Annotated in this window: 14 protein-coding genes; 9 read left to right on the top strand and 5 right to left on the bottom strand. The window is 60.4% G+C overall.

Annotated features, from left to right (window positions below; genetic code table 11):
- Positions 1–2 precede the first annotated feature (2 nt).
- Together cysK and ACODTD_RS17160 are read left to right on the top strand one after the other, a co-directional pair.
- The gene (gene cysK, locus ACODTD_RS17165) at positions 3–977 is read left to right on the top strand and encodes a cysteine synthase A (protein WP_011332943.1); all 975 of its coding nucleotides are present in this window, start codon (positions 3–5) and stop codon (positions 975–977) included.
- A gap of 187 nt (positions 978–1,164) precedes the next feature.
- The gene (locus ACODTD_RS17160; RefSeq protein ID WP_197871680.1) at positions 1,165–2,103 is read left to right on the top strand and encodes an aspartyl/asparaginyl beta-hydroxylase domain-containing protein; all 939 of its coding nucleotides are present in this window, start codon (positions 1,165–1,167) and stop codon (positions 2,101–2,103) included.
- Between the two features lie 272 nt (positions 2,104–2,375).
- Here ACODTD_RS17160 and ACODTD_RS17155 read toward each other — a convergent pair whose 3' ends face one another.
- On the bottom strand, positions 2,376–2,909 hold the full coding sequence (locus tag ACODTD_RS17155) for a hypothetical protein (protein ID WP_489105044.1): 534 nt from the start codon (positions 2,907–2,909) through the stop codon (positions 2,376–2,378).
- Between the two features lie 452 nt (positions 2,910–3,361).
- Between ACODTD_RS17155 and ACODTD_RS17150 the strand changes: the two genes are divergently transcribed.
- Positions 3,362–4,225: a DMT family transporter gene (locus ACODTD_RS17150; protein ID WP_201819554.1), complete on the top strand. Its 864-nt coding sequence runs from the start codon at positions 3,362–3,364 to the stop codon at positions 4,223–4,225.
- A gap of 56 nt (positions 4,226–4,281) precedes the next feature.
- On the opposite strand, the gene ACODTD_RS17145 is transcribed toward ACODTD_RS17150, so the two are convergent.
- Positions 4,282–5,190, bottom strand: a complete 909-nt coding sequence (locus tag ACODTD_RS17145) for a DMT family transporter (RefSeq protein ID WP_011332947.1) — start codon at positions 5,188–5,190, stop codon at positions 4,282–4,284.
- 84 nt (positions 5,191–5,274) lie between these two features.
- Positions 5,275–6,900 carry a methyl-accepting chemotaxis protein gene (locus tag ACODTD_RS17140; protein WP_489105043.1) on the bottom strand — a complete coding sequence of 542 codons (1,626 nt, stop codon included), beginning with the start codon at positions 6,898–6,900 and terminating at the stop codon, positions 5,275–5,277.
- 418 nt (positions 6,901–7,318) lie between these two features.
- Between ACODTD_RS17140 and aceK the strand changes: the two genes are divergently transcribed.
- From aceK to ACODTD_RS17115, 5 genes are all read left to right on the top strand, one after another.
- Positions 7,319–9,040 (top strand): bifunctional isocitrate dehydrogenase kinase/phosphatase, encoded by a 1,722-nt coding sequence (aceK, locus tag ACODTD_RS17135; protein ID WP_221615191.1) that lies wholly within the window; start codon positions 7,319–7,321, stop codon positions 9,038–9,040.
- A gap of 181 nt (positions 9,041–9,221) precedes the next feature.
- Positions 9,222–13,133: an ATP-dependent RNA helicase HrpA gene (gene hrpA, locus ACODTD_RS17130; protein ID WP_489105042.1), complete on the top strand. Its 3,912-nt coding sequence runs from the start codon at positions 9,222–9,224 to the stop codon at positions 13,131–13,133.
- Between the two features lie 265 nt (positions 13,134–13,398).
- Positions 13,399–14,520: a beta-ketoacyl-ACP synthase III gene (locus ACODTD_RS17125; RefSeq protein WP_011332951.1), complete on the top strand. Its 1,122-nt coding sequence runs from the start codon at positions 13,399–13,401 to the stop codon at positions 14,518–14,520.
- A gap of 135 nt (positions 14,521–14,655) precedes the next feature.
- Positions 14,656–15,267: an RNA polymerase sigma factor gene (locus tag ACODTD_RS17120; protein WP_197871696.1), complete on the top strand. Its 612-nt coding sequence runs from the start codon at positions 14,656–14,658 to the stop codon at positions 15,265–15,267.
- Positions 15,261–15,497 carry an anti-sigma factor family protein gene (locus ACODTD_RS17115; protein WP_011332953.1) on the top strand — a complete coding sequence of 79 codons (237 nt, stop codon included), beginning with the start codon at positions 15,261–15,263 and terminating at the stop codon, positions 15,495–15,497. The genes ACODTD_RS17120 and ACODTD_RS17115 overlap by 7 nt, the downstream gene beginning before the upstream one ends.
- 129 nt (positions 15,498–15,626) lie before the next feature.
- Here the strand turns inward: ACODTD_RS17115 and ACODTD_RS17110 are convergent, their stop codons facing one another.
- A complete protein-coding gene (locus ACODTD_RS17110) occupies positions 15,627–16,949 on the bottom strand; it encodes a putative porin (RefSeq protein WP_011332954.1) in 1,323 nt (440 codons plus the stop codon).
- Positions 16,950–17,232: 283 nt separating this feature from the next.
- Between ACODTD_RS17110 and ACODTD_RS17105 the strand changes: the two genes are divergently transcribed.
- A complete protein-coding gene (locus tag ACODTD_RS17105) occupies positions 17,233–18,357 on the top strand; it encodes a GNAT family N-acetyltransferase (protein WP_489105041.1) in 1,125 nt (374 codons plus the stop codon).
- A gap of 15 nt (positions 18,358–18,372) precedes the next feature.
- Here the strand turns inward: ACODTD_RS17105 and aqpZ are convergent, their stop codons facing one another.
- The gene (aqpZ, locus tag ACODTD_RS17100; protein WP_011332956.1) at positions 18,373–19,068 is read right to left on the bottom strand and encodes an aquaporin Z; all 696 of its coding nucleotides are present in this window, start codon (positions 19,066–19,068) and stop codon (positions 18,373–18,375) included.
- Positions 19,069–19,162: the final 94 nt, after the last annotated feature.

The following is a 19,162-nucleotide window of genomic DNA, read 5'->3' as shown; positions in this document are numbered from 1 at the left end:
CCATGAGCCGTATTTTTGCTGACAACGCCCATTCCATCGGCAACACGCCGCTGGTGCAGATCAACCGCATTGCGCCCCGTGGCGTGACCATTCTGGCCAAGATCGAGGGTCGCAACCCGGGCTACTCGGTCAAGTGCCGGATTGGCGCCAACATGATCTGGGACGCCGAAAGCAGCGGCAAACTCAAGCCGGGCATGACCATCGTCGAGCCGACCTCCGGCAACACCGGCATCGGTCTGGCCTTCGTGGCGGCCGCTCGCGGTTACAAATTGCTGCTGACCATGCCGGCCTCGATGAGCATCGAGCGGCGCAAGGTGCTCAAGGCGCTGGGTGCCGAGCTGGTGCTGACCGAACCAGCCAAAGGCATGAAAGGCGCTATCGAAAAGGCCAACGAAATCGTAGCCAGTGACGCGGGCAAATACTTCATGCCGGCCCAGTTCGATAATCCGGCCAACCCAGCCATTCATGAAAAGACCACCGGCCCGGAAATCTGGAATGACACCGATGGCGCCATCGATGTGCTGGTGGCGGGCGTCGGGACCGGCGGAACCATCACCGGCGTGTCGCGGTATATCAAGAATACGGCAGGCAAACCGATTCTGTCGGTGGCGGTGGAACCGGTGTCTTCGCCGGTGATTACCCAGGCGCTGGCAGGTCAAGAAATCAAGCCGAGCCCGCACAAGATTCAGGGCATCGGTGCCGGGTTCGTGCCGAAGAACCTTGATCTGTCGATGGTTGACCGGGTCGAGTTGGTGACGGATGACGAGTCCAAAGCCATGGCCCTGCGCCTGATGCAGGAGGAAGGGATCCTGTGCGGTATTTCCTGCGGTGCGGCCATGTCGGTGGCGGTGCGTCTGGCGGAGACGCCGGAAATGCAGGGCAAGACCATTGTGGTGGTGCTGCCCGACTCCGGTGAGCGTTATCTGTCGAGCATGCTGTTCAGTGATCTGTTCACCGATCAGGAGAACCAGCAGTAAGTGGCGTGTTGATTCAGGTCAGCCAGGGTTCAGGATCGTTATGTTAATAAGTGCTTTGTTGCGCAATTCTTAACACTGAATCTTGAGTCGGGCGGGTTTTTCCCGGAGCCGGTAGTGTTTATCATGGCCGGCCGCCATCTCGGGCAAATGACATGGCGTGGCGTTGTCTTATTTCAAGGAGTTGTTGATGACCTTTTCGTTAGCCGCCAAGGTGTCGGTGTTGCTGCTGTTTGTGGGCAGCATCCTCTACGTGCATTTGCGCGGCAAGGCGCGTTTGCCGGTGCTGCGGCAGTTCGTCAACCACTCGGCGCTGTTCGCCCCGTATAACGCCTTGATGTACCTGTTCTCGGGCGTGCCGTCCAAGCCGTATCTGGATCGCAGCAAGTTTCCGGAACTGGACGTTCTGCGCGATAACTGGGAAACCATTCGTGACGAAGCCATGCACCTGTTCGACGAGGGTTATATTCGCGCCGCCGAGAAAAACAACGACGCCGGTTTCGGCTCGTTCTTCAAGAAAGGCTGGAAGCGTTTCTACCTCAAGTGGTACGACAAACCGCTGCCTTCGGCCGAAACTCTGTGCCCGAAAACCGTGGCGTTGGTCAGTGCCATTCCCAACGTCAAAGGCGCGATGTTCGCGCTGTTGCCGGGTGGCAGTCATTTGAACCCGCACCGCGATCCGTTCGCCGGTTCCCTACGTTATCACCTGGGCCTTTCGACGCCGAACTCCGACGACTGCCGGATTTTCGTCGACGGTCAGGTCTACGCCTGGCGCGACGGTGAAGACGTCATGTTCGACGAAACTTACGTGCACTGGGTGAAGAACGAGACTGACAAGACCCGCGTCATCTTGTTCTGCGACATCGAGCGGCCGTTGAGCAACCGCCTGATGACCCGCATCAACCGCTTCATCAGCGCCTGGCTGGGCCGTGCCACGGCACCGCAGAACCTCGACGACGAACGTGTTGGCGGGATCAACCAGGCTTATGCGTGGAGCAAGAACTTCAGCGACAAGTTCAGTGGTGCGGTCAAACAGTGGAAACGCCGCAATCCGAAGGCCTACCGCGTAATGCGGCCGGTGCTGGCGGTGGTGGTGTTGACGTTGCTGGGGTATTGGCTATTTGGTTGAGGCTGGATTTAAAAGCATAAAAAACCGCTCTTTTGAGCGGTTTTTTATGCGGGGAAGGTAAAGGATGCGCCGGCGAGAACACCTCCCGGCTCCTCCGCTGCTGGATTAGCCAATGCCTCTCTGATTCGGAGTAACTCCTTTTCAGATAATTCTCCAGCAGAGCGCTTTCCTTTGGCCCTGGTCAATTTGGCGCCTGGCGCTTTGTTCTCAGCAACAGCTTTCATGGCGTCTCCGGCGTTGATCATTTAATGAACAGTGATCCGATACTAGACTTAGTCAATGGGCTTCACAAGACGACCTTCCGAGTCCAACTCAAACCCCAGTTGCCGATAAAGCGGTATTACTCCGGGAACAGGCTCCTGAATTTCGATTTGCTTGCTGCCTACGATTCGCGCGAAGTGCGTCACGGCGGTCAATGCAAATGTTGCGATTCGGCTCTTGAGCGGGTGATCGTTTCCCGGCTTTCCTTCCAGGCGCACGATTTTTACTCTCAATCGGCTCTGGTTCGGATTCGCAAAGCAAAGTCCGCATAGCTCATGATCAAACCAGATTGCTAAATCGAATCCCAGTGGTTCTCTGGCCTTCCACCTGACAACTTCCTGCCAGGAGAAATAAGGGTTCAGCCATTGTTCATAGGCATTCAGTGCCAAAGCGTCGATAGCTTCGAAACGAACTCTGGAGTGATCGACATCTACGATCCCTTTTTGCTTCAGGTCTTCCTGCAGCTTTGCGAAGGTGATGCCCGCGTACTTCCTGGCTTGCGATTTGTACAACTGATACCGCAGATGATTACGTTCCCTTGGCATATGATCTCGCGCATTCCATGTCCCCCATCAATGGTCGTTGCAATTGCAAACGAGCCTATGCGCCTGCCTCCTGCCTGTCGCTACTGGCCCTTTGTCCAATTCATTGCAATCCATGTCGCGGGCTGGTTATAGTCGGCGCTCGTGAGTCCCACGACTCACCTTTCAACCCTTCAAAAAAGATCAGCCCAGATGCCTGCATCCCTCATCAACGCGGTAGTCGATTCAGCGGTCAACGCTGGCGTCGTGCCGTGCGGGAATCAGCAGCCTGTGCAGATCAGTCATTACCCTCCACCTGTCAGTAGCACGCCGGTGTGCGCAGTCGTATCACCGCCGGGCGTTGGTGTTTCGGGCTGATCAGCGTTTCCTGCTGACCCCTGTGCCCGCCTGAAAAAAAACCTACTGAATTTCAGCTTCGGCTGAGTTGGCTATTTGCCTGACTACAGGTGGTATTCATGTTTGTCCTTTCGAAAAAGTCCGCGCTCGCGGCGGCGTCCACGAGCCTGTTCGTTCTACTGTGGAGCAGCGGGGCGATCTTCTCCAAGTGGGGGCTGGCCCACGCTTCGCCCTTTGCCTTTTTGCTGATCCGTTTTGTCATTGCCCTGTGCGGGCTGGTGCTGCTGGTGCCGTTGCTCAAGCTGAAACTGCCCAAGGGCGGCAAGCCGATGCTGTATGCGATGGCCACCGGCGTGGTGCTGTTGGGGGCTTATCAGATCTTCTATCTGCTGGCGCTGGATCTGAAAGTCACGCCCGGAGTGATGGCGACCATCATGGGCGTGCAGCCGATCCTCACGGTGGTGATCATGGAGCGGCAGCGCTCGGCGAGCCGGATGTTTGGTCTGGCGTTGGGATTGGCCGGTCTGATCATGGTGGTTTACCAGGGCATCGGTCTGGCCGGGATGTCGCTGGCGGGGATGCTGTTCGGGCTGCTGGCGCTGGCGAGCATGACCTTCGGCTCGATCATGCAGAAACGCATCACCGACAATCCCCTCGGCACGCTGCCGGTGCAGTATCTGGCCGGTCTGCTGCTGTGCGGGATTTTCGTGCCGTTCCAGCCGTTTAACTTCGAGCACAGCGCCGGTTTCATCGTGCCGGTGTTGTGGATGGGGCTGGTGGTTTCCGTGCTGGCGACGTTGCTGCTGTATCGACTGATCGCGCGGGGCAATCTGGTAAATGTCACCAGTCTGTTCTATCTGGTGCCGGCCGTGACGGCGGTGATGGACTACCTGATCTTCGGCAATCGCCTGGCGGCGTTGAGCGTGCTGGGGATGCTGTTGATCATCGTCGGTCTGGTGTTCGTGTTCCGTAAATCGGCGTAACCGCCGCGCATGAAAAGGCCCGGGAGGAAACTCCCGGGCCTTCGTGCATCTGCAAATCAGCGAGTGGCGATTTCTGCCGGTTTCACCGCCGCCGGTTTCAACACCAGCCACAGCGCAATGGCGATCAACACCCCGCCATACACGTGGGCCATCGACAGCGGCTCATCGAGAAACAGCGCCCCCCACAACACGCCGAACGGCGGAATCATAAAGGTCACGGTCATCGACTTCACCGGCCCGATGGAGCTCAGCAGGCGGAAGTAAATGATGTAGGCAAACGCGGTGCAGCCCAGCCCTAGGCCCAGCAGCGACAACCAGACACTCCAGCCGCCCCAGCTCACCGGCGGCGCAGTGATGACGCTGTAACCGAACAGCGGCAACAGAAACAGGGTTGCTCCGAGCATGCTGCCCAGCGCCGACAGACGGCTGTCGAGCCCGCCGGCCTGATCCAGCCAGCGTCGGGCGAGGAACCCGGCGAAGCCGTAGCAGGTGGTTGCGAGCAGACAGGCAACCGCACCCATCAGCAGCTGCAGATCGAAGGCGACCGGGCCGGCGCGAGTCAGCACGCCCACCCCGAGCAGACCGAGGAACACCCCGGCGAGTTTGGCCAGCGTGAGTTTTTCACTGAAAAACAAACCGCCGATCAACACACCCATCAATGGTGTGGTGGCATTGAAGATCGCCGAATAACCGGCGGGCAGCACCTGGGCGGCGACGGAGTACAGCGTCGCCGGCACGCCGGAGTTGATCACGCCCAGCAGCATCACGGTCTTGAGCTTGCCTTTGAAATCCCAGCTGATGCGCATCAGCCCGAGGATCACCAGCAGGCCGACAGCGGCAATCGAAACGCGGAAGAAACCGGTCGGAATCGTACCGATCGCCGGAGCGATGATGCGCATGAACAGGAAGCTCGCGCCCCAGATGGCGGCCAGCGACAACATGCGGAATATATCGACAGGGCTCACGGGCCACTCCTTCCTTGATCGGGACGAGAGTGTTGCCGAGGGCCCCGGCGATGGCAACCGTTAATCGGGCATTTAATTTTCTGATCAGATCACGAAGCGCGTCACCAGCCCGTTGAGGTCTACGGCCAGTCGCGACAGTTCCTGGCTGGCGGCAGACGTCTGGGTGGCGCCGGCAGCGGTCTGGGTCGACAGGTCGCGGATGGTCACCAGATTCTGATCGACTTCCCGCGCCACCAGCGCCTGCTGCTCGGCGGCTCTGGCGATCATCAGGTTGCGCTGGTTGATCTGCGAGATCGACGCGGTGATTTTCTCCAGGGCCTGGCCGGCGCTGTTGGCCCGGCGCAGGGTGTGGCTGGCCTGCTCGGCGCTGGATTGCAAAGCGCCGACGGTGGCGCTGGTGCCTTGCTGAATGCTGCTGATCATCAGCTCGATTTCTTCGGTGGAGTTCTGCGTGCGCTGGGCCAGCGAGCGGACTTCATCGGCGACCACCGCAAACCCTCGTCCGGCCTCGCCGGCCCGCGCCGCTTCAATGGCGGCGTTGAGTGCCAGCAGGTTGGTCTGCCCGGCGATGCCGCGAATCACCTCCAGTACCTTGCTGATGTCCTGGGCCTGAGTCGCCAGGCCCTCGGCCTGTTCGGACGCACCCAGCACTGCGCTGACCAATTCCTGAATCGAACTGATGGTCTCGCTGACCTGCACATGCCCGTGCTTGCTGTCCTCGTTCGAGGCTTCGGAGGCTTCGGCACTGGACACCGCATTGGCGGCCACCTCATCGACCGCCGTGCTCATCTCGGTGACCGCCGTGGCAGCCTGTTCGATCTGGTCATTCTGCTGTTGCAGGCCGCGGGTGCTCTGTTCCATCACCGAACTCATTTCCTCGGCGGCGGAGGCCAGTTGCTGGGCCGACTCGCTGATGCCGCGAATGGTCGAGCGCAGATTGCTCTGCATCTCGGCCAGAGCGATCAGCAACTGCGCCGCTTCATCCTTGCCGTTGCTGTCGATGCGACCGCTGAGGTCTCCCGAAGCAATCCGTCGTGCCACGTTCAGCGCCTGATTGATCGGCGCGGTGATGCTGCGGGTCAGCAACCAGGCCAGCAGCAACGTGGCAATCAGCGCAATGACGATGATCATCGCGACGATCCACAGCGCCTGCTGGTACATCGCCGCCGCGGACTTGGCGGCGGTATCCGCGCCTTGTTGGTTGAGCGTGATCATTTGCTCCAGCGTTTTGTCGAGCACCGTGCCCTGGGGCGCCAGTTCATTGGTCAGGCGCGCGTAGGCCTGATCGTTTTGTCCGGCGTCGATCTGTTTGATGATCTGGTCAAGGATGCTCAGGTACTTGGCGGTGTCCGCGCTCAGTCCTTCCAGCATCGCCTGTTCCTGATCGTTGGCGATCAGGGCTTTGTGATCGTCGAGGCGCTTGAGCAACTCCTGGCGTTGCACCGTGAGAAGGCCTTTGCTGCGTTCGCGCACGGCAGCCTGGGTGCTGGTGATCAGGCGCAGGGATTCGAGACGGATGCTGGCGATGTTCGCCGCTGTGTCATGGATGCTTTCGATGCTGGGCATCCATGCTTCCTCGATCACCGCCGCGCTCTCGCGCAGGGTTTTCATCTGGCCCAGACCGAACAGGCCGACCACCACCAGCAGACTGGCCAGAACGGCAAAACACAAACTGGCGCGCAAACCGATGCGCAGATTCCGGATAGTCATCAATGTGCTCCTTGGGCATTTGGGGAGAGGTCGTCCTCGTGAGCCGAGGATCTTGTTGTGAGGCGGGTGATGGCGGGCTGTATATCAAAGTGCCACTATCTTGGTAAGACCAGTCATTGGCTATTGGCAGATGGAATGGACAGGAATGAACAAGCCGGGCAAAAGTGCAAGCTAGAGATGTCGCCGTTGAATTGGATCCGAAACCCAGAGAAATCACGGGCTGGCGCCCGGCGCTGGGGAGCACCTGAGGGGATGTTTATTGACCGAACGGTCGATTAAAAAAACTTTGATAAAAAACTGTGTCGTTGTACAACCCGCAAGAGGATTTGGCCGAAATTGCGCTTCTCCTGCAGCCGCTTCCGTGGCTAAGCTCAGGCCTTCGAGCACAGATTCTCCAATTCCCGCAGAGGTCTCATCTATGCCGCAGCAATGGCCAGCCACCGACATCGCCCGCCTGATCCTCGATGGGTTTGACGATTACCGCGAGCATTTCCGGCGGATCACCGACGGCGCCCGGGAGCGCTTCGAGCAGGCCCGCTGGCAGGACACGCAAACCGCGTCGGCGGCCCGGATCAACCTCTACGAAGAAAAGGTCGGTGAAACCGTCGCCCGCCTGCGCGAGTATTTCGAGCCGGACACCTTGATGGATGTCACCTGCTGGCCGCTGGTGAAAAGTGCCTACATCAGCATCATCGACCTGCGCTTCGACGATGAACTGTCCGAGACCTGGTACAACTCGATTTTCTGCAGCCTGTTCAGCCACGACCTGATCAGCGACGGCTGCATGTTCATCCACACCACGCGCCCGAGCCTGCGCCGAGCGCGGGCCGCACAGACCCGCACCTACAAGCCCCATGGACAGATCTCGAGCATGCTCGCGAGCATCTTTGCCGATTATCGCTTCAGCGAGGCCTACGCCGATTTGCCCGGCGACTTGCAACGCCTGGAAGCGCAACTGCGCGAGAACCTGCCGGACTGGGTGTGCAAGGATCCGGAGTTGAGTGTCGAGCTGTTTTCCTCGGTGCTCTACCGTAACAAGGGCGCATACCTGGTCGGGCGCATCTACACCAACGACGATCAATGGCCGCTGGTGATTCCATTGCTGCACCGCGAAGGGCGGGGGATTCAGATCGACGCGTTGATCACCGACGAAGCGGAGGTGTCGATCATCTTCTCCTTCACCCGTTCGTATTTCATGGTGGATGTGCCGGTGCCGGCGGAGTTTATCGGCTTCCTCAAGCGCATCCTGCCGGGCAAGCACATTGCCGAGCTGTACACCTCGATCGGCTTCTACAAGCACGGCAAATCCGAGTTCTATCGCGCGCTGATCAACCATCTGGCCAGCACCGACGACCAGTTCATCATGGCCCCGGGCGTGCGCGGCATGGTCATGAGCGTGTTCACGCTGCCGGGTTTCAACACCGTATTCAAGATCATCAAGGACCGGTTCTCGCCGTCGAAAAACGTCGACCGCGCCACGGTGATCGAGAAGTATCGACTGGTAAAAAGCGTCGACCGGGTCGGACGTATGGCCGATACCCAGGAATTCGCCGACTTCCGTTTTCCGTTGAGCAAATTCGAGCCAGCCTGCCTGGCGGAACTGCTGGAAGTCGCGCCGTCCACGGTGTCGCTGGAAGGCGAAACCGTGCTGATCCGCCACTGCTGGACCGAGCGCCGGATGACCCCGCTCAACCTGTATCTGGATAACGCCAACGAAGCCCAGGTGCGCGAAGCGCTGGAGGATTACGGGCTGGCGATCAAGCAACTGGCGGCGGCCAACATCTTCCCCGGCGACATGCTGCTGAAGAACTTCGGCGTCACCCGCCATGGCCGGGTGGTGTTCTACGACTACGACGAGATCTGTTTCCTCACCGAAGCCAACTTCCGCCACATCCCGGCACCGCGCACGCCGGAGGACGAAATGGCCTCCGAGCCTTGGTACTCGATCGGTCCGCTGGATGTGTTCCCCGAGGAGTTTCCGCCGTTCCTGTTTGCCGATTCGGCGCAGCGCAAATTGTTCGATCAGTTGCATGGCGAGTTGTACAACGCTGATTACTGGAAGGGATTACAGGAGGCGATTCGGGCGGGGAAAGTGATTGATGTTTTCCCGTATCGGCGCAAGGGCCTAGATAACGAATAACCCGTTAATGATCGTTCCCATGCTCTGCGTGGGAATGCCTCACCGGACGCTCCGCGTCCGCTTTTGGGACGCGGAGCGTCCTTGGCTGCATTCCCACGCAGAGCATGGGAACGATCACAGTCAGGCGTAAATCTGCGACAATCGCGTCCTTGCGCCACTAGACGACCGAATTGCGTACCCGATGACCGACGAATCGCCCTCCATCGACAAACTGCTGAAAAACCTCGATCACGCCATGCTCGCCGACCGCCACCGGCTGCGGCGGCAGTTGCTTGAGCTGCGCAAGAAACCCGACGAGGCCAAGCTGGCCCAGTGGGTGGCGCGCATGCAGGCTTCCTGCGATCAGGTGCTGGCGCGCAAGGCCAGCCTGCCAGTGATCCGTTACGACGACAGCCTGCCGATTGCGGCCAAGCGTGACGAAATCATGAAGGCCCTGGAAAAGCACCAGGTGCTGATCATCGCGGGCGAAACCGGATCGGGTAAAACCACCCAGTTGCCGAAAATCTGTCTGGAGATCGGTCGCGGCCAGCATGGTCTGATCGGCCACACCCAGCCTCGGCGAATTGCCGCGCGCAGCGTGGCCAGTCGGGTTGCCGAAGAACTCGGCACGCCGCTGGGTGCACTGGTCGGCTATCAGGTTCGATTCGAGGATCAGAGCGATTCCAATACGCTGATCAAACTGATGACCGACGGCATCCTGCTGGCGGAAACCCAGAACGACCGGTACCTCGAGCGCTACGACACGATCATCGTCGACGAAGCCCACGAACGCAGCCTCAACATCGACTTCCTGCTCGGTTACCTGAAAACCCTGCTGCCGCGTCGTCCGGACCTGAAAGTCATCATCACGTCGGCGACCATCGATCTGGAGCGTTTCTCCAAGCATTTCGATGACGCGCCGATTGTCGAGGTTTCCGGCCGTACCTTCCCGGTGGAAACCTGGTATCGCCCGCTGACGCTTGAGCAGGACGAAGAGGGCAACCGTGTCGAAGACGACCTGACCGTGGATCAGGCGATCCTCGCCACCCTCGACGAAATCGCCGCCTATGAGCGCAGCGAACGGCGCAGTCCTGGTGACGTGCTGGTGTTCCTGCCGGGCGAGCGTGAGATCCGCGACGCCGCCGACATGCTGCGCAAGGCCCAGCTCAAACACACCGAAATCCTGCCGTTGTACGCGCGCCTGTCGCCGGCTGAACAGCAGCGGATTTTCCAGTCGCATCCGGGCCGTCGCGTGGTGCTGGCAACCAACGTCGCCGAAACCTCGCTGACCGTGCCGGGCATCCGTTACGTGATCGACAGCGGCACCGCGCGCATCAGTCGCTACAGCTACCGCGCCAAGGTCCAGCGGTTGCCGATCGAAGCGATTTCCCAGGCCAGCGCCAACCAGCGTAAAGGTCGCTGCGGTCGGGTCGAGCCGGGTATCTGCGTGCGCTTGTACAGCGAGGAGGATTTCCTCGGTCGCCCGGAATTTACCGATCCGGAAATCCTGCGTACCAACCTCGCGGCGGTGATTTTGCAGATGCTCCATCTGCGCCTCGGCGAGATCACCGATTTCCCGTTCATCGAGCCGCCGGACGGCAAGGCGATCAGCGACGGTTTCAACCTGCTGCAAGAACTCTCGGCAGTGGATCGCAACAGTCAGCTGACCCCGCTCGGCCGCCAGTTGGCGCGCCTGCCGGTGGATCCGCGCATGGGCCGCATGCTGCTGGAAGCCGCCAAGCTCGGCAGCCTGCAGGAAGTACTGATCGTCGCCAGCGCCATGTCGATTCAGGACCCGCGCGAGCGTCCGCCGGAGCGTCAGCAGGCCGCTGACCAGGCCCACGCTCAGTGGAAGGACGCCGATTCGGACTTCGCTGCGCTGGTCAATCTGTGGCGTGGCTTCGAAGAACAGCGCCAAGCGTTGACCGCCAGTCCGCTGCGCAACTGGTGCCGGAAGAATTTCCTCAATTATCTGCGCCTGCGCGAGTGGCGCGATTCCCATCGCCAGTTGAGTCTGATCTGCCGATACTTGCAGCTGAGCCTGAACAAAGAGCCGGCGGACTATCCGAAGCTGCACAAAGCGGTGCTGGTCGGCCTGCTCAGCCAGATCGGTCAGAAAACCGAGGACGGCGATTACCTTGGCGCCCGTCAGCGGCGGTTCTGGATTCACCCGTCGTCGGGCATCGGCAAGAAGCGCCCACAGTGGGTGATGACCGCCGAACTGGTGGAAACCACCAAGCTCTACGCGCGGATGGTGGCGAAGATCGACGCCGACTGGATCGAACCGCTGGCCGGGCACCTGATCAAGAAAAACCACTTCGAACCGCACTGGGAGAAAAAGCGCGGCCAGGTCGTGGCGTTCGAACAGATCACCCTGTTCGGCCTGATCGTGGTCGGTCGTCGACCGGTGCATTACGGGCCGGTGGACCCGGTGGTCTCGCGAGAACTGTTCATCCGCGAAGGTCTGGTGCGCGGCGAGATTCAGTCCCGGGCCAAATGCCTGACTGCCAACAAGCAATTGCTCGAACAACTCGACGAACTGGAAGCCAAGGCTCGTCGTCGGGACATTCTGGCCGACGAGGAAACCCTCTACGCGTTCTACGACGCGCGACTGCCGGCGGAGATCCACCAGACCGCGACGTTCGACAGCTGGTATCGGGTCAACAGCCAGAAAGATCCGCAACTGCTGATCATGCGCGAGGAAGACGTGCTGGCCCGCGAAGCCAGCGAAGTCACCGCCCAGCATTATCCTGACACGCTGCACATCGGCGATCTGGAACTGGCCCTGAGTTACCACTTCGAACCGAATCACCCGCGCGACGGTGTGACCCTGCGTGTGCCGGCGCCGCTGTTGCCGATGCTGCCGCCGGAACGCCTGGAATGGCTGGTGCCGGGACTGATCGAGGCCAAGTGCATCGCGCTGGTGCGCAACCTGCCCAAGGCTTTGCGAAAAAACTTCGTGCCGGTGCCGGACTTCATCAAGGCCGCGCTGCAACGCATGACCTTCGCCGAAGGTTCGTTGCCGCAAGCGCTGGGTCGCGAACTGCTGCGCATGACCGGCGCGCGGGTCAGCGATGAAGCCTGGGCCGAAGCGGCGCAGCAGGTCGAAAGCCACCTGCGGATGAACCTGGAAATCGTCGACGGCCAGGGCAAGTTCCTTGGCGAAGGCCGGGATCTGGCCGAACTCACTGCACGTTTCGCCGAAGCCAGCCAGGCCGCACTGGCGGTGCCGCAAAGTGCGAAAAGCCAGCAACCGGTGGAGGCCAAGGTCTTCGCGCCGGTGGCGGAAAAGACTCAGCAGAAGATTGCCGGGCTGTCGATGACGGTCTATCCGGCGCTGGTGGAGGAGGGCGGCACGGTCAAGGAAGGTCGTTTCTCGACACCGGCCGAAGCCGAGTTCCAGCACCGTCGCGCCTTGCAGCGCCTGCTGATGCAGCAACTGGCGGAACCGGCGAAGTTCCTGCGCGGCAAGTTGCCGGGCCTGACCGAACTGGGCCTGCTGTACCGCGAACTGGGGCGGGTCGATGCGCTGGTGGAAGACATTCTGTTGGCCAGCCTCGACAGCTGCATTCTCGACGGCGAAGACCCGTTGCCGCGTGACGGCGCAGGGCTGGCGGCACTCGCCGAGCGCAAGCGCGGCAGCTGGACCGAGCACGCCGAGCGCGTGGCACGCCTGACGCTGGAAATCCTCAAGCTCTGGCACGGTCTGCAAAAACGCTTCAAGGGCAAGATCGATCTGGCTCAGGCCGTGGCGCTCAACGACATCAAGCAGCAGCTCAGCCATCTGGTGTATCCGGGCTTCGTCCGCGAAACGCCGATGCTCTGGCTCAAGGAGTTACCGCGCTATCTGAAAGCGGTCGAGCAGCGTTTCGAGAAGCTGGGCGCGCAGGTGCAGAAGGATCGGGTCTGGAGCGGCGAACTTGCCGGCCTTTGGACGCAATACCAGACCCGCGCCGCCAAACATGCTCAGGAAGGCAAACGCGATCCGCAGCTCGAGCTGTATCGCTGGTGGCTGGAGGAGTATCGGGTTTCGCTGTTCGCCCAGCAGTTGGGCACGAAAGTGCCGATCTCCGACAAGCGCCTGAACAAACAATGGACGCAGGTCGAGGCATGACCTTGGGGGGACGAAATTCCCCTTGTGGGAGCAAGCGCGCTCCCACATTGGTCAGGCGTTGTACTTGAGAATGGGGCCAAAACCTTGGGTTTATGGCAAACTTCGCCACCATAAATGCCGTTTTCGCGTCCCAGAGCCTTTGCCGGGCCGCGCAGCGGAATAAAGCGATGCCTGGTTTTTGCGTCCCTTGATACGGGAATGGACCCTTTGCGTGTTGGCACGTCGGTGCCAGCACTTTCTGCCTGAACAGATTAGAGAAACGACCATGCATAACGTCGTCATCAGCGGCACCGGCCTGTACACCCCGGCCAACAGCATCTCCAACGAAGAGCTGGTGCAGTCTTTCAATACCTACGTCGCCCAGTTCAATGCGGACAACGCCGAAGCCATCGCCAGCGGCGAAGTCCAGGCCCTGACCGAGTCCAGCGCCGCGTTCATCGAAAAAGCTTCCGGCATCAAGAGCCGCTTTGTCATGGACAAGGATGGCATCCTCGACCCTGCGCGCATGGCGCCACGCCTGCCGGAGCGTTCCAACGACGAATGGTCGGTGCTTTGCCAGATGGCCATCGGCGCTGCCGAACAAGCCCTGCAACGTGCCGGCAAGACTGCCGCCGACATCGACGGCGTGATCGTCGCCTGCTCCAACCTGCAGCGTGCCTACCCGGCCATCGCCATCGAAGTCCAGGAAGCGCTGGGCATCCAGGGGTTCGGTTTCGACATGAACGTTGCCTGCTCGTCGGCGACCTTCGGCATCCAGCAAGCGGCCAACACCGTGCAACTGGGCCAGGCCCGGGCGATCCTGATGGTCAACCCGGAAGTCTGCACCGGTCACCTGAACTTCCGCGACCGCGACAGCCACTTCATCTTCGGTGACGCGGCCACCGCCGTGATTATCGAGCGCGCCGATCTGGCAACCTCCAAGCACCAGTTCGATGTGGTCAGCACCAAACTGCTGACCAAGTTCTCCAACAACATCCGCAACAACTTCGGCTTCCTCAACCGCGCAGCGGAAGAGGGCATCGGCGCCCGCGACAAACTGTTCGTGCAGGAAGGCCGCAAGGTGTTCAAGGATGTTTGCCCGATGGTGGCCGAACTGATTGGCGAGCATCTGGAAGAGAACAAGCTCAATGTCGGTGACGTAAAACGCTTCTGGCTGCACCAGGCCAACCTGAGCATGAACCACCTGATCGTGCGCAAGCTGCTGGGCCGCGAAGCCACCGAAGAAGAAGCCCCGGTGATTCTCGACACCTACGCCAACACCAGCTCCGCCGGTTCCGTGATTGCGTTCCACAAATATCAGGACGATCTGGCGGCCGGTTCGCTGGCGGTGCTGAGTTCGTTCGGTGCCGGTTACTCGATTGGTAGCGTGATTCTGCGTAAACGCTAACAGCGGGTTCATTTCCTCTTAATCGCGCTGACGTTTCCTACATCCGAATCGGCGCGAACGCTGTAATTTTCGAAAGTGGCGGCAGGCGAAGTCCTGCCGCTATCATTTTCGAAGTCAGGAACAGGGGATTGATGGATGGCAGTTGACGACACCCGATTGCTTGAGCGGCTGCTCGCCGGTGAGCAGAAGGCTTTCAAGGAGCTGGTCAGCACCTATCAAAGCCCCATGCGCGCGGTGGCCTACGCGATTGTCGGCCAGCGCCATGTCGAAGAAGTGGTGCAGGACGCCTGGCTGTCGGTGGTGCGGAATATCAGTCGCTTCGAGGGGCGCTCCAGCCTCAAGACCTGGCTGCTGACCATCACCGCCAACTCGGCCAAGAGCCGCTACAAACTCAATCGTCGCGAAGTGCTGCTGGATGATCTGCCGTCCCCCCACGGCACCATCGATGACGATCGTTTTTCTCCCGGCGACGGCCATTGGCTGGTAGCACCGTTCGCCTGGCACCAGGACACACCCGAGGCATTGCTGACCGAAGGCGAGCTGCGTGAATGCCTGGAGCATACGTTGCTCAGCCTCTCCGAACTTCAGAGCAGTGTGCTCACGCTGCGCGAGCGCCAGGGCCTGGAGCTGGAGGAGATCTGTAATCTTCTGGAGATCTCGCTCTCCAATGTCCGCGTGCTGCTGCACAGGGCACGTTTGAAGGTCTTTGCGACCGTGGAGCATTTTGAGGAGACGGGAGAATGTTGACCTGCAAGGAGCAAGTGGCGCGATCCAGCGATTATCTCGATGGCCAGTTGAGCTTTCGCGAAAAACTGATGGTGCGTCATCACCTGATGTTCTGCCGCAATTGCCGGCGTTTCATTCGCCAGATGCGTTTGATGCAGGCGACGCTGCGGGCGATGCCGCAAAAGCCTGAAGAGGGCGTGGACGCGTTGGCCGAGCAGTTGGCAGAGCTGCGGCGCAAGGACAGTCCCTGAAAACACAGACTGGCGCGGCCGCAGCGAACGGATGATGGGGATCGCTGCGGTCGCGCCAGTCTGTTGAAGCCTCTTCAAACGATGGAACCGGATGTACAACCCATCGTTTGAAGTCTGTTGCCGGGTTGCTTAGAACTTCGCTTCCGCGTCCAGCTGCAGGGTGTTGGTGTCTGCATCACGCTGGGTACGGCTGGAGAAGTCGGCCTTGGTCAGGAAGTAAGTCGCACCAATGGCGAAGTTCTTGTCGATGTCGTAACCGACCTTGAACTTGTGGCCACGGGAACCGGTGGTGCCGTTGGCGAAGTCCGAATCGGTGAAGGCGCCGACCACAGCGTTGCGCTGCACATCACGATAGTTGTAGTCGAGGTTCAGGCCGAAGACTTTCGACTTGGCACCGACCAGCCATGCGGTGTCCTGATCGGTCACTGCATCGTTGTTCTTCACGTACTGACCGTAGAACGACAGCGGCATTGGCAGGCCGCCGATGTCGACCTGGCTGAAGCCTTCGTACAGACGGAATTCGTTGTTCGCCGAGTTGCCGTTGACGGCCAGGGCGCACGGCGTGGAGGTGCCGGTGCAACGGCTGTCTTCGTCGTTCTGGTAGGCGTAGACGCTGCCGCCCAGGGTCAGTTTCAGGTTGTCGGTGATGGCGAAGCGGCTGCCCAACTGGCCGGCGGTCAGACGCAGGTCATGACGGAATTGCACGCCGTCGCCATCCACGTTGTCCTTGAGATTATAGTTACCCAGGCTGCCGAACAGCTCGACGCTGCTGCCCAATGGATACTTGTAGGTAACGGCCAGACCTTCCGGGTTGATGTCGCTGTCCCAGATCACGTCGCCCATGCTCACCCACGGTTGCAGCATCTTGCCGCCGATGATGTGCAGGTTCTTGATCTGGTCCGGGTGGTAGTCGATGTAGCCCAGGTCGAGCCAGATCTGCTTCTTGTCGAAGTAGTTGTCCTGGTCCTGGTTGGTCGAACGGGCGTCGTCGCCGCCCCCGGTGGCGATACGGATGCCGGTGTCGACTTGCGGGTTGATCTCGGTGTAGGCACCCAGACGGGCACGGATGCGCTGGCGATCCTTGTCGCGGCCGCCGTTGTTCGGTTCGCCGTCGATCTTGATGGTTTCCTGACGGATACGCACATCGCCCTTGAACTGGGTCTTGGCGGCCCAGGCCAGTTTCTGGTCGAAACTGCTGAGCTCGTTGGTTTTCTTCGCGGTCGCCGCGATTTGCTCGTTGGTCTCTTGCTGCGCCTGCTGCGCGATTTGCTGGGCCTTCTGATCCTTGGCCAGTTCAGTTTGCAGTTCAACGTACTGCGCCTGGGAAATCGAACCGTTAGCCTTGAGCATGTCGAGCAGTTTGGCGTCGACTGCGGCACTGGCCGGTACACTCATGGCCAGCAACAGGCCACCGCACAGGGCCGCCGCAGTTTTCGTGGAAGCAAGACGCATAGCAATCTCCGAAGATGAAAAGGGGATGGCTGAACCATCCTGGGCACAACCGACGGTTTGACGGTCGGAAAACAGTGTCCGGGGTAGAACCCGGCGCTCTAAAAACAGGCGCCAGTATCGCGATGGTTTATGACAGAGCAGTGGCACGATGATGGCAGGTTGATGACGATACAAAACTGCCGTGAACTATTGATCTAGAGCGCTGTCGCGCATTCGGGCGTGGGCAACGCCCGGCCGATCAGCGATACTCGCTGGGCGTTCACGCCCGAAAGTGGAGAGGAAAATGCCGCTGCAACGTCTGCACAAACTGTCGGAAATTCCAGCCTCCGACTGGGATGTTATGGTCCCGCAAAACCAGCCGTTTCTGCGCCACGCCTTTCTGGCTTCGCTGGAAGACAGTGGCAGCGTCGGCCCGCACACGGGCTGGCAAGCGGAGCATTTGCTGCACGTCGAAGCGGGACGTGTGATCGCTGCGCTGCCCGGTTATCGCAAGTGGCATTCCTACGGCGAATACGTGTTCGATCACGGCTGGGCCGATGCCTGCGCCCGGGCCGGCATCGATTACTACCCCAAGTTTTTGAGCGCGGTGCCGTTCAGCCCGGTCAGCGGCCCTCGGTTGCTGGCAGCGAATGTCGAAGACGGATTCGAACTGCTCAAGAGCCTGCCGGGGTATCTGGAAATCGAAGAACTCTCCAGCGCCCACATCAACTTTACCGACGCGTTTACCGATGCTGCCATGGCCGAGCAGCCGGGCTGGCTGCAGCGCATTGGCTGTCAGTATCACTGGCAGAATCGCGGCTACCGCGACTTTCAGAACTTCCTCGACGTGCTCGCCTCGCGCAAGCGCAAACAGATGCGCAAGGAGCGCGAGCAAGTGGCGGGGCAGGGCTTCGAGTTCGAATGGCTGGAAGGCCGCGAGCTGGACGAGGCGCAGTGGGATTTCGTCTACGCCTGTTACGCCAACACCTACGCGGTGCGTCGGCAGGCGCCGTACCTGACCCGGGAATTCTTCAGCCTGCTGGCCGAGCGCATGCCGGAATCGATTCGCGTGGTCCTGGCCCGACAGGGCTCACGGCCGGTGGCGATGGCGTTCAGCCTGGTGGGCGGCGACAGTTTTTACGGACGCTACTGGGGATGCCTGGCCGAGTTCGACCGGCTGCACTTCGAGACCTGTTTCTATCAGGGCATGGACTATGCGATTGCCAATGGATTTCAACGTTTCGATGCCGGTGCCCAGGGCGAGCACAAACTGATTCGCGGCTTTGAACCGGTGATCACCCATTCTTGGCATTACCTGCGCCATCCCGGTTTGAAAGCTGCGGTCAAAGACTTCCTGCACCAGGAGCGCGCCGGTGTGCTGGCCTATGCCGAAGAGGCGAGGAACGCCTTGCCGTATCGGCAAGCCTGATCCTCGCCGGCTCCTTCAGCTGTCTTCCTTGCCCAGCCAGCGATAGAGCACGCCGCCGACCACCGCACCGAGCAGCGGCGCGACCCAGAACATCCACAACTGGGCGATGGCCCAGCCGCCGACCATCAGCGCCGGGCCCGTGCTGCGGGCCGGGTTGACCGAGGTGTTGGTCACCGGAATCGAGATCAGGTGGATCAGCGTCAGGGCCAGGCCGATGGCGATCGGTGCCAGTCCTGCCGGAGCGCGCTTGTCGGTGGCGCCGAGGATGATCACCACGAACATGGCGGTCATCACCAGTTCGGTGACGAAGCCGGACGCCATCGAGTATTTGCCCGGCGAGTGTTCGCCATAACCGTTTGAGGCAAGGCCCGCGGCGATGTCGAAACCTTCCTTGCCGCTGGCGATGTGGTAGAGCAGGGCCGCTGCCAGAATCCCGCCGAGCACCTGGGCGATGACGTAGGCAGGCAGTTCCTTGGCCGGGAACCGACCGCCGACGACCAGACCGACCGACACGGCCGGGTTGAGGTGACAGCCGCTGATGTGGCCGATGGCAAACGCCATGGTCAACACCGTCAGACCGAACGCCAGGGCGACCCCCAGCACGCCGATTCCCAAGGGTGAAGACGCGGCAATGACCGCACTGCCGCAGCCGCCCAACACCAACCAGAACGTACCCAACAACTCAGTGACTGAACGTTTGAAAAGAGACATGACAGAGTCCTTGATAGGCGTGCTATCGAGACTGCATCGAGTGATGCTTCCCTGCAGATTTACGACAGGTTCCGTTCCGGAGCCTTCGCTGATT

Source organism: Pseudomonas sp. FG35 (assembly GCF_057809295.1).
Note: the sequence above shows the minus strand (reverse complement) of the source record. Positions and strands in the feature narration are given on the sequence as shown.